This is a genomic window from Paracoccus aurantiacus, assembly GCF_007993065.1.
GTDB lineage: Bacteria > Pseudomonadota > Alphaproteobacteria > Rhodobacterales > Rhodobacteraceae > Paracoccus > Paracoccus aurantiacus.
In genome coordinates this window covers 49,596-59,411 of sequence record NZ_VOPL01000014.1, presented here as the reverse complement: position 1 = coordinate 59,411, position 9,816 = coordinate 49,596, and the positions used below count along the sequence as shown (strand labels likewise).

The window sequence follows — 9,816 nt, the reverse complement described above, 5'->3', positions numbered from 1 at the left end:
ACCACATCGGGCGCAGTCTTGTCGGCCACCACCACTTCCAGCAGCCGCATGATATGGGCGGGCGAGAAGAAATGCAGCCCGATCACATCCTGCGGGCGCGCGGTGGCCGCGGCGATTTCGTTCACATCCAGATAGGAGGTATTCGTGCCCAGCACCGCACCCGGCTTGCAGATCCGGTCGAGGTCGCGGAAGATCGCGGTCTTGACCTGCAGGTCCTCGAACACGGCCTCGATCACGACATCGACCTCGGCCAGATGGTCAAGCCCGACCCCCACCGTCAGCGCCGAGAGCGTTTTCCTGCGGGCCTCGGCGCTCATCTTGCCGCGCTTGACCGCGGCATCGAGATTGCCGGCGATGCGCGTGCGGGCGGTTTCGGCGCCCTCGGGGGTCATTTCGACCAGGGTGACGTCAGTGCCGGCCTGCAGCAGCGCGGTGGCGATGCCGACGCCCATCGTGCCGCCGCCGATGACCCCGGCCGAGGCCGTGGGGCGCGGTTGGGCGCCGGCTTCGGGGATATGCTTCACGGCGCGCTCGGCCTGGAAGGCATGGATCAGGCCCTGGCGGTCGGGGCTGTCCATCAGTTCCAGAAACAGCGCCCGTTCAACGCCCATGCCTTCGCCAATCGGCCGCCCCGCCGCCGCGATCGCGTCGATGCATTTCAGCGGCGCCGCAAGCTGCGGCCGCTTGCCAAGCAAAACCTCGCGCGCCGCATCAAGACGATCCGCATCAGCCCGAAACACAATCTCACCAGTCCGACGCGTCGGCAGGTTGCCATCCAGCACATCCTGCGCGGCGCGAAGTGCGGTTTCGCGTGGCGGCGCCGTGTCCAGCCGATCGACGATTCCAAGCAGCAGCGCCTCTTCGGCGGGGACGTGCCGGCCCGACACAATGATGTCGATGGCACTTTCCAGCGGCGCCAGCCTTGGCAGCCGCTGCGTGCCGCCAGCGCCGGGCAGCAGGCCCAACGTCACCTCGGGCAATCCCAGCCGGGTGTCGGGAAGCACGATCCGCGCATGGGCGGCAAGCGCCAGTTCCAACCCGCCACCCATCGCAACGCCATGCAGCACGGCGACAACCGGCTTCGCGCAATCCTCGATCGCGTTGAGCACATCCGGAAGGCGCGGGGGCACCGGAGTCTTGCCGAATTCGCTGATATCCGCCCCGCCCGAGAATATCCTGCCCTCGCCATAGATCGCGGTCACCTTGACCGCGTCGTCCTGCTGAAGCTGGGTAATCGCGTCCAGCAGGCCCTGCCGCATCGCCGCGCCAAGCGCGTTGACCGGCGGATTGCTGAGCGCGATCAAGCCAATGTCGCCCTCGATCTCGATACGAAGCGGTCCCGTCTCAGTCACGATATTATCCATCACGATCACTCCAGCCGCTCGATGACCATGGCGATGCCCTGCCCGACACCCACGCACATCGACAGGCTCGCATAGCGCCCACCCGTCTGTTCCAGCTGGCGCAGCGCCGTCAGGATGATCCGCGCGCCCGACGCGCCAAGCGGATGACCCACGGCAATCGCGCCGCCATTCGGGTTCATACGGCTGTCGTCGGGGTCCAGCTCCAGCTGTTTGCAGCAGCCCAGAACCTGGCTTGCGAATGCTTCGTTGATCTCGATCAGGTCCATGTCCTTCAGCGTCAGACCGGCGCGTTCCAGCGCTTTCGGCACCGCGAAACCCGGCCCGATCCCCATGATGCGCGGTGGCACGCCCGCAATCGCACCCGACACGATACGGCCTCGGGGCTTTGGCCCAAGTTCCTTGCCGCCGATCAGAAGTGCCGCTGCGCCGTCATTCACGCCCGAGGCATTGGCCGCCGTGACCACCCCGCCTTCATAAAGCGAGCGAAGCGACGCCATTTTTTCCAGCGAGGTATCGGGTCTTGGATGTTCGTCCTCGCTGACCACCGTTACCTTGCCTTTGCGGCCGGGAATTTCGATGGGGTGAATTTCGTCCTTGAAGAAGCCCGCCGCCCGCGCGGCCTCATAGCGCTGCTGGCTGCGATAGGCATAGGCGTCACACTGCTCTCGCGAGATGTCGTAATCCGCTGCCAGATTATCGGCGGTCTGCGGCATCGCGTAATCGCCGAATTCTGCCGCGACGGTCTTGTTCGGAAAGCGCGTGCCGATGGTGGAATCGTAGATGACCGGCTGGCGATCCCAGGCCGAGGGCGACTTGGCGACCACGAAGGGCGCGCGCGTCATGCTTTCAGTGCCGCCTGCCAGATACAGGTCAGCCTCGCCCACGGTGATCGAACGCGCGGCATCCAGCGCCGCCGCCATGCCCGAGCCACAAAGGCGGTTCACCGTCTGGCCGCCCGCCTCGACATTGATCCCGCTCAGCAGACCGACGAAGCGCGCGACGTTGCGGCTGTCCTCGCCCGACTGGCAGACATTGCCCATGATGACATCTTCGATCCGCTCGACCGGAAGGTCAGAACGTTCGACAAGCGCACGGACCACCTGCGCCGCCAGATCGTCGGGGCGGATGCCGGACAGGGCACCTGCATGGCGGCCAAAGGGGCTGCGAAGACCATCATAAATATATCCGTTGAGCATCAGCTACATTCCTTTCGCTTGCGACGGCGGCGCGGCGGCCTTCACCCGTCCTGATTTCTGAATTCGCGCAGGGTTCGGCCCGCAGCTATGGCAGGCCGGGGGTTTCAGTCATTCCGCCGCCTCCACCGCTGGCAGCACATGGCCCCGCTGCCGGGCGACGAGGATCGGCACTGCCGCCAAAGCTGCGCCAAGCAAGGCCGTGATGCCGAATCCAATCCCCGCAAAGGGCATCGCGGGCATGGCAAAAAGGAACCCGCCGAACACCAGCATCGCCCGCAGCGGCAGTTCGAACCGACCGGCCAGCGTGCCAACGAAGGTGACGTATCCCTGCAACCCCATGCAGATCATGCCGACGCCGATGAAGGCACAACTGACGGCCAGAAACACCTCCAGCGCAGGGGCGTGGCCGATCAGGGACGGGTTCAGCACGAACAGGAACGGCACCAGATAGATGATACTGCCGAGCCGCATCGCCTCGAACCCGGCGCGCATGGGGCTGCATTTCGCCAGTGTTGCTGCCGCATATGCGCCAAGCGCGACGGGCGGGGTGATATAGCTGACCATGCCCCAGTAAAGAATGAACAGGTGCACGGAGAGGCGGTTCAGGCCACCCGCTTCCAACGCCGGCGCGAGCACGATGGCAAGGAAGATGTAACAGGCCGTGGCGGTCATCCCCATGCCGAAGATGAAGGCCGTGAAGGCGCCCATCACCAGCAGGATGAAGACATTGTCACCCGCAATGAACAGCAGCTCGTTCACCAGCGTACCCGCCAGCCCGGTCGCGGAAAACGACCCGACCACGAGGCCCACGCCAAGGATGATCGCGGTCAGTTCAGCCAGGCTGGAGCCGATGCCCAGCAGAATGTCGCAGAATTTTCGGAAACCGATGCGGGTGCGGCGAGAGATCTGGTTGATGACCAGCAGCAGCGCGACCGAATAGAACGGCGCCGCAGTTTCCTGCCGCATGACGACCATCATGAAGATCAGCAAGCCGAAGACCAGCACATAGGGCCAGCCGTTACGCAGCGTGTCGCGCAGACGCGGCACCTCGTCGCGTTCCAGCCCGCGCAGGCCCCGGCGCGCGGCATAGGCGTCGATCTGGGCGAAAAGCGCGAAATAGAACAGCGCCGAAGGGATGATCGCGGCCAGAACGACCTCGGTATAGGGGATCGCCAGGAACGAGGCCATGATGAAGGCTGTGGCCCCCATGACCGGCGGCATCAGCACACCCCCGGTCGAGGCACAGGCCTCGGTCGCGGCGGCCGTGTTGGCGGAAAAGCCCGTGCGTTTCATGGCCGGGATCGACACCGCGCCGGTCGTCAGCACGTTGGAGATCACGCTGCCCGACATGGAGCCCATGAACCCGCTGCCGAAGATCGACACCTTGGCCGCGCCGCCGCGATAGCGGCCGACCAGCCCCAGGGCGAGGTCGTTGAAGAAGCTGCCGCCGCCCGTATGCTGAAGCACGGCACCGAAGATGATGAAGCCGATCACCACGCCCCCGAAGGCTTTCATCGGGATGCCGAAAATGCTCTCCGAGGAATAGACGTGATAGGCGAAGGTTTGGCTAAGCGTGCTTTGAAAGCCCGAAAATGGTGCCGGAACATGGCTTGCGAAGCTGGGATAAAACGCGACGACCGTCACGATGCAGGCAAGAACCAGCCCGCCCGCGCGTCGCGTCGCCTCCAGCACAAGTGCCGCGAAGACGAAGGCGACCCATTGCGCGGTTTGCGGGGCCGCGAATTCCCAGCCCTGGTTGAGGTTTTCCATCGCGTTGACGGCAAGATAGCTGCCGCTCGCAATCGCGAGTGCCGCCAGCGCCCAGTCAATCAGGCTGACTTTCTCGAAACGATGGCCGCGAATGTCGAAGATCAGATAGGTCGCGGCCAGAAAGATCGTCGCGAGGATGTTCAGATAGCGACCGTCCATCAAAACGATGCCGAAGGTCCGCAGGTTGAACAGCTGGTTGATGACCAGCAGCAGCGCAGCGATGGTCAGGCCCATCAGGGCGATATTGCGTGCGTTGAACAGGTTGCCGGTCGGCAAGCTTTCGGGGTCTGTCAGGACGTCATCGTTATGATTCACCTTGGCCTCCTCTCAGGCAAAGCTCGGCTTGCGGGATGCGGCGAACCGCACCCCTTGGCTGTTTCGATGTCGCAGGAATCTGTCTTCAGTACGTCTTGCTCTGGCCCGCCTCAGCAGGCGGGCCAGAAACGGATCAGAACACGACCTGCTGACCTGCTTCCTCCAATGCCGCGCGGCGGGCCTCTGCCCAGGCGGCCTCCCAATCGGCAGGGTCTTCTTCGACCAGCTTGTCCCAAGCCGTCTTCAGCACCGCCTGACGCTCGATCAGTTCGTCATTGCGGGCCTGCGCCTCATCGCTCCAGACGCCGATCTCCTTGAAATAGGCGATGGCGCCTTCGTGATAGGGAACGACCCATTCGAAATTCTGGTTCTCGATGGCCCAGCCGTTAATGCCCGGCGCCTTGCCGTCATAGGCCGGGAACAGCTCGACCATCGCCTTCGTCATGTTGTAAACGAGATCGGGATCGGCCTTATCCATCGTGATGAGAACCGGATATGCATAGGTCGCGCCGTCGAAGCCATCTGTTCCGTCGACATTCGCACCCAGCGTCACATGCGACAGTACGAAGAAGGGCGCGATATCGGTCATGCGCTTGAAGCCTTCGGCGTCGCTGTGGTCGATGGGAATCCATGACAGACCGCGCGGACCCGCTGCCGCCTCATACGCAGGACCGGTATTCGTCGATCCGAAAACGCCGTCAACCTGGCCTTCGATCAGCCCGGTCCATGCGGCACCATAGCCCCCGAACTCGACCTTCTCGACATCGTCCCAGGTCAACCCGGCATTAGCGAGATAGGCTTCTATATTCAGGTTCAGACCGGGAGCACCGGCGACCCATGCCATGCGCTTGCCGCGCATATCGGCGGTCGAGTTGATCCCTGCATCGCCTGCAACCCCGACGGAAAGGCCAATGCCCCCGCCCGAGTTCAGCAGAACCACGCGAATCGGCTGCGGACCCCAGTTTTTGGCTGCGAACTCGAACGCGCCTTCCTGCGCCATGAAGCTGCCGCCGACGCCTGTCGCAGAAAATTCGACCCGGCCCTGGCGAAGCGGTTCGGTACGCGAAATATCGTTCTTGCCGGGCAGGACGCGCAGGCTCGTGCCGGCCGCTTTCTGGATTTCGCCACCGATCGCAACCGCCTGATTGAACCCGGCCGAGCCGGTATCATACGCCGTCCACGACAGCTGGCGTGGCAAAGTGATGCCATCTGCGAATGCCGGGCCCAAAATAACTGTCGCAAGCAACGCAGCGCCGCTCGCACGCATCAAATAATTCATAATCCCCTCCCTAGGTTCGCATAGCAGATTTAATGTCCGCATAGCGAACAGATACCACAAAGCACACTAAAATCAACCATTCTGTGCAAAATTTGGGCGAGCTGATATCGAATGTGACTCAGCGTAACGACCAGATTCATATAATTATCTGATTTTAAATAATTAATTTTGAATCAGGCGTGTTTTGTTAAGCGAACACCTCGTCCGCGAGCTGTGTCGATTCTTCACTACAGCGGCAGAAGGGCGCCCCTGGCATCGTCGTTATCGCAATTTCACGACCGCCAAGCGAAATTGCGCCGCCGCCCCGCCATTCGATTCGCACCTTTAAGTGGCCGGGTGTCGGCGGCAATTCAAAGGGCGGCGCGGCGAACTCAGCTGACTGGCGCGTGCCGCCATCCGCATCAGCGGACGCGCGAGATGTGTTGTGACGAACAGGCGCGCCGCGCAAAAAACTTGCGGGCGGCGCGAACTGCAGGTCCGGGGAGCGTCCCGCACGCGGCCACCCGCAAGCAACACTCGTGAACCACAGTTGGCCCTGCACATATGCGGGCGTGCGAAGTCACGTGCAGCACGCCGGCATATGGCGCGGGCCTTCCCGCCGCGCTCAGACGGGCGGCAGGATTCGCGCCTCGGTCACGGCCTGGACATCGTCCAGACTGTTGCCGTCGGTCAGTTCGACCAGACGAAAGCCTTCGGGCGTCACATCCAGCACAGCCAGATCAGTATAGACGCGGTTGACGACAGCCAGTCCTGTCAGCGGATATGTGCACCGCTTCAGCAGCTTTGGACTGCCGTCCTTGTTCACATGTTTCATCATGACGAAAATCTTGGGCACACCGACCACAAGGTCCATCGCACCGCCGACGGCAGGCGGAAATTTCTCATCAAGGGTCGCCCAGTTGGCCAGATCGCCATTTTCAGCAACCTGATAGGCCCCGAGCACCGCGATATCGATATGCCCGCCGCGCATGATCGCAAAGCTGTCGGCATGTTCGAAGAAGGCAGCACCCGGTGCGACGGTAATCAGCCGCTTGCTGGCGTCAATCATCTCGGGGTCTTCCTCACCCTCGGCAGGGGTCGGACCGACACCGATGATGCCGTTTTCCGAATGGTAAAGAACTTCGCGGTCCGATGGCACGTAAGACGACACATAGGTCGGCTTGCCGATGCCCAGATTTACATAGGCCCCGTCCGGGATATCCAGTGCCAGACGGGCGGCAAGCTGCTGGTCGGTCAGGCTGTTCATGGCCTTACTCCGTATTCAACGATACTTTTGACGAAGATGCCGGGCGAGACGACGCTTTCGGGGTCGAGCGGCGCCTCCGAAAGCTGGCGGACCTCGGCAATGGTATGACGTGCGGCCGATGCCATGATCGGGTTAAAGTTTCGCGCCGTCCCGTGATAGCTTAGATTGCCCCAGCGGTCGCCTTTCTCACCCCGGATAAGCGCGAAATCGGCGGATAAGGGTGCCTCGAACACATAGCCCTTGCCGTCAATCACGCGGGTTTCCTTCCCCTCGGCAAGCCGGGTTCCAAAGCCGGTTGGCGTCAGGAAACCACCCAGCCCAGCACCCGCCGCGCGGATGCGTTCGGCCAGCGTGCCCTGCGGCACGATTTCCAGCGCGATTTCACCTGCGGCATAGGCTTTCTCGAACCAGACAGAGCCTCTGGATCGTGGGTAGGAACAGACGAATTTCGAGACCTGCCCCTCTTTCAGCAGCCGTCCCAGCCCGAAATCCCCTGCCCCCGCATTGTTCGAGATGATCGTCAGATTCTTTGCCCCGTGATCGATCAGGGCATCGACAAGGCCGAATGGCACGCCGGAATTCCCAAACCCCCCAATCATCACCGAGGCCCCGTCCGGGATATTCCGGACTGCCTCGGCCAGTGTTGCGACACGCTTATCCATGGTCAGCCTCCTTCAAACCAGCGGCGGGAGTGGCGGCGCCGCGATGCAGCAGCCGGTTTGCCACGCAAACGACAATCAGAACGCCCAGCCCGATGACGCTGGTCATCAGCTCCGGAAGGATGATCAGCACCCCGCCGATCCCGAACGCGATACGGCTGATGATGCCGATACGTCCGACGCGGTAGATCCAGCCTTCGAAGGCCGATGTGATCGCCCAAAGCGCAATGACCGTGACGACGACGCGGAACACGATATCGACAAAGCTGCCCGCCATGATCAGGGCAGGATCGTTCACGAAGATGAACGGCAGCACGAACAGCGGCAGACCAAGACGCATGGCGCGGAAGCCCGTCTCCATCGGTTTCGATCCGGCGATATTGGCCGCCGTGATCGCTGCCAGCGCCACGGGGGGAGTGATGTAAGACAGCATGCCCCAGTACAGGATGAACAGGTGGCTGGCGATCGGATGCAGCCCCGCTTCTACCAGCGCAGGCGCCAGCAGGATCGACAGGAAGATGTAGCAGGCCGTCACCGTCATCCCCATTCCAAGGACAAAACTGGTCACAGCGCCTGCAATCAGCATCAGTGCCACATTGCCACCGGCATAGAGCAGCAACTCGCGAGAGAAGGCACCCGCGATCCCGGTATAGGACAGGCCGCCCACGACCAGACCGATACCTGCCAGAACCGCGACGAGGCCTGCGATATTGATGGCGATGTCGCGCATCAGGTCGATCGCGCGCGCAAGCGTGATCCGGGTTTCCTTGCGGAAGGCCGTCGCGATCAGCATCACGGCGGATGCATAGTAAGGCGAGCGCGCTTCCATCCGCAGGCCCATCAGTACGAAGATCAGCACCGCGAGGCTGAGAAGATAGGGCCAGCCCTGTTTCAACACCGGCCAGACCGGCGGAATATCCTCGCGCGGCAGACCTTCCAGACCGCGACGGGCGGCGAACATGTCAACCTGAAACAGCAGCGCGACGTAGAACAGAACTGCCGGGATAATGGCGGCGATCACGATGGTCGAATAGGGGACACCCAGGAACGACGCCATGACGAACGCGACCGTCCCCATGACCGGCGGCATCAGCGTCGCCCCGGTCGAGGCACAGGCCTCGATCGCGGCGGCATAGCTGGCCGGATAGCCGACCTTGCGCATCGTCGGGATGGAAAACGGCCCCGAGGTCAGGATGTTCGAAATCACGCTGCCAGACAGCGAACCCAGAATACCCGAACCCATAACGGCGACCTTCGCAGGCCCGCCCCGGCTGTGACCCAGCAGGGCGGCAGCCAGATCCATGAAGAAATCGCTGCCCTTGGTGATAACCAGCACCGCGCCGAAGATGACAAAGCCGATGACCAGCTCGGCCACGACCTGCATCGGAATGCCGATGATACCCTCGACCCCCAGCACATAAGCACGAACGGTGCTAACCGGCGAATATTGCGTGCCCCACAGAAAGCCCGGCAGGCTGTCGGCATAAAGCGGCAGCGACCCGAACAGCAGCGCCGTCACCAGCAGTATCGTGCCCCCTGCCCGGCGCACGCCTTCAAGCACCAGCACGATCATGATGCCCGCCATGATGTCGGCCATTGGCGGCGCGTCATATTCCCATCCGCGCTGGATGATATCCAGACCATGCGCGCCCAGCCAGAAGCCGCTGACAAGGGCGAGCCCCGCAAGCACCAGATCCAGCACCAACAGCGGCCCGCGCGACTGACGGTTGACGGGCAACACAAGGAACGTGACCGCCAGAAAGATCGCGATCAGATAGTAAAGATAAGCATTCCCCAGCGGCTGAAAGCCGAACAGGTTCAACAGGAATTGCTGGTTGATCGCCATCAGCACACCCAAGGTGCCAAGCGCGATGACCATCCAGCCAACGACACGCTGCACCGGCGTTGGCGCGATTGTTCCGGGCGTTCCGGCCAAGCCGTCAGCCACCTCTGTCTCGGTAGTCATGGTTCTTCAGCCTCGATCATA

General features: G+C 62.5%; 7 protein-coding genes. All 7 read right to left on the bottom strand.

Annotated elements, in window-relative coordinates; genetic code table 11:
* The coding region (locus tag FQV27_RS18160) for a 3-hydroxyacyl-CoA dehydrogenase NAD-binding domain-containing protein (protein ID WP_186827380.1) at positions 1-1,364 on the bottom strand (1,364 nt) is incomplete at its 3' end.
* 5 nt (positions 1,365-1,369) lie between these two features.
* On the bottom strand, positions 1,370-2,560 hold the full coding sequence (locus FQV27_RS18155) for an acetyl-CoA C-acyltransferase (protein ID WP_147101322.1): 1,191 nt from the start codon (positions 2,558-2,560) through the stop codon (positions 1,370-1,372).
* A 108-nt stretch (positions 2,561-2,668) separates the two neighbouring features.
* Positions 2,669-4,645 (bottom strand): TRAP transporter permease, encoded by a 1,977-nt coding sequence (locus FQV27_RS18150; protein WP_246133175.1) that lies wholly within the window; start codon positions 4,643-4,645, stop codon positions 2,669-2,671.
* A gap of 133 nt (positions 4,646-4,778) precedes the next feature.
* Complete coding sequence (locus FQV27_RS18145) at positions 4,779-5,924, bottom strand: TAXI family TRAP transporter solute-binding subunit (protein WP_147101319.1); 1,146 nt, start codon at positions 5,922-5,924, stop codon at positions 4,779-4,781.
* A 604-nt stretch (positions 5,925-6,528) separates the two neighbouring features.
* Positions 6,529-7,170 carry a 3-oxoacid CoA-transferase subunit B gene (locus FQV27_RS18140; protein WP_147101316.1) on the bottom strand — a complete coding sequence of 214 codons (642 nt, stop codon included), beginning with the start codon at positions 7,168-7,170 and terminating at the stop codon, positions 6,529-6,531.
* The gene (locus tag FQV27_RS18135; protein WP_147101312.1) at positions 7,167-7,832 is read right to left on the bottom strand and encodes a 3-oxoacid CoA-transferase subunit A; all 666 of its coding nucleotides are present in this window, start codon (positions 7,830-7,832) and stop codon (positions 7,167-7,169) included. Before FQV27_RS18135 ends, FQV27_RS18140 begins: the two co-directional genes overlap by 4 nt.
* Positions 7,825-9,795, bottom strand: a complete 1,971-nt coding sequence (locus FQV27_RS18130) for a TRAP transporter permease (RefSeq protein ID WP_147101309.1) — start codon at positions 9,793-9,795, stop codon at positions 7,825-7,827. The genes FQV27_RS18135 and FQV27_RS18130 overlap by 8 nt, the downstream gene beginning before the upstream one ends.
* Positions 9,796-9,816: the final 21 nt, after the last annotated feature.

Bases quoted from the DNA above. Each gene is read 5' to 3' on its own strand.
- FQV27_RS18155 (WP_147101322.1), bottom strand. From the start codon at position 2,560: ATGCTCAACGGATATATTTATGATGGTCTTCGCAGCCCCTTTGGCCGC.
- FQV27_RS18145 (WP_147101319.1), bottom strand. From the start codon at position 5,924: ATGAATTATTTGATGCGTGCGAGCGGCGCTGCGTTGCTTGCGACAGTT.
- FQV27_RS18140 (WP_147101316.1), bottom strand. From the start codon at position 7,170: ATGAACAGCCTGACCGACCAGCAGCTTGCCGCCCGTCTGGCACTGGAT.
- FQV27_RS18135 (WP_147101312.1), bottom strand. From the start codon at position 7,832: ATGGATAAGCGTGTCGCAACACTGGCCGAGGCAGTCCGGAATATCCCG.
- FQV27_RS18130 (WP_147101309.1), bottom strand. From the start codon at position 9,795: ATGACTACCGAGACAGAGGTGGCTGACGGCTTGGCCGGAACGCCCGGA.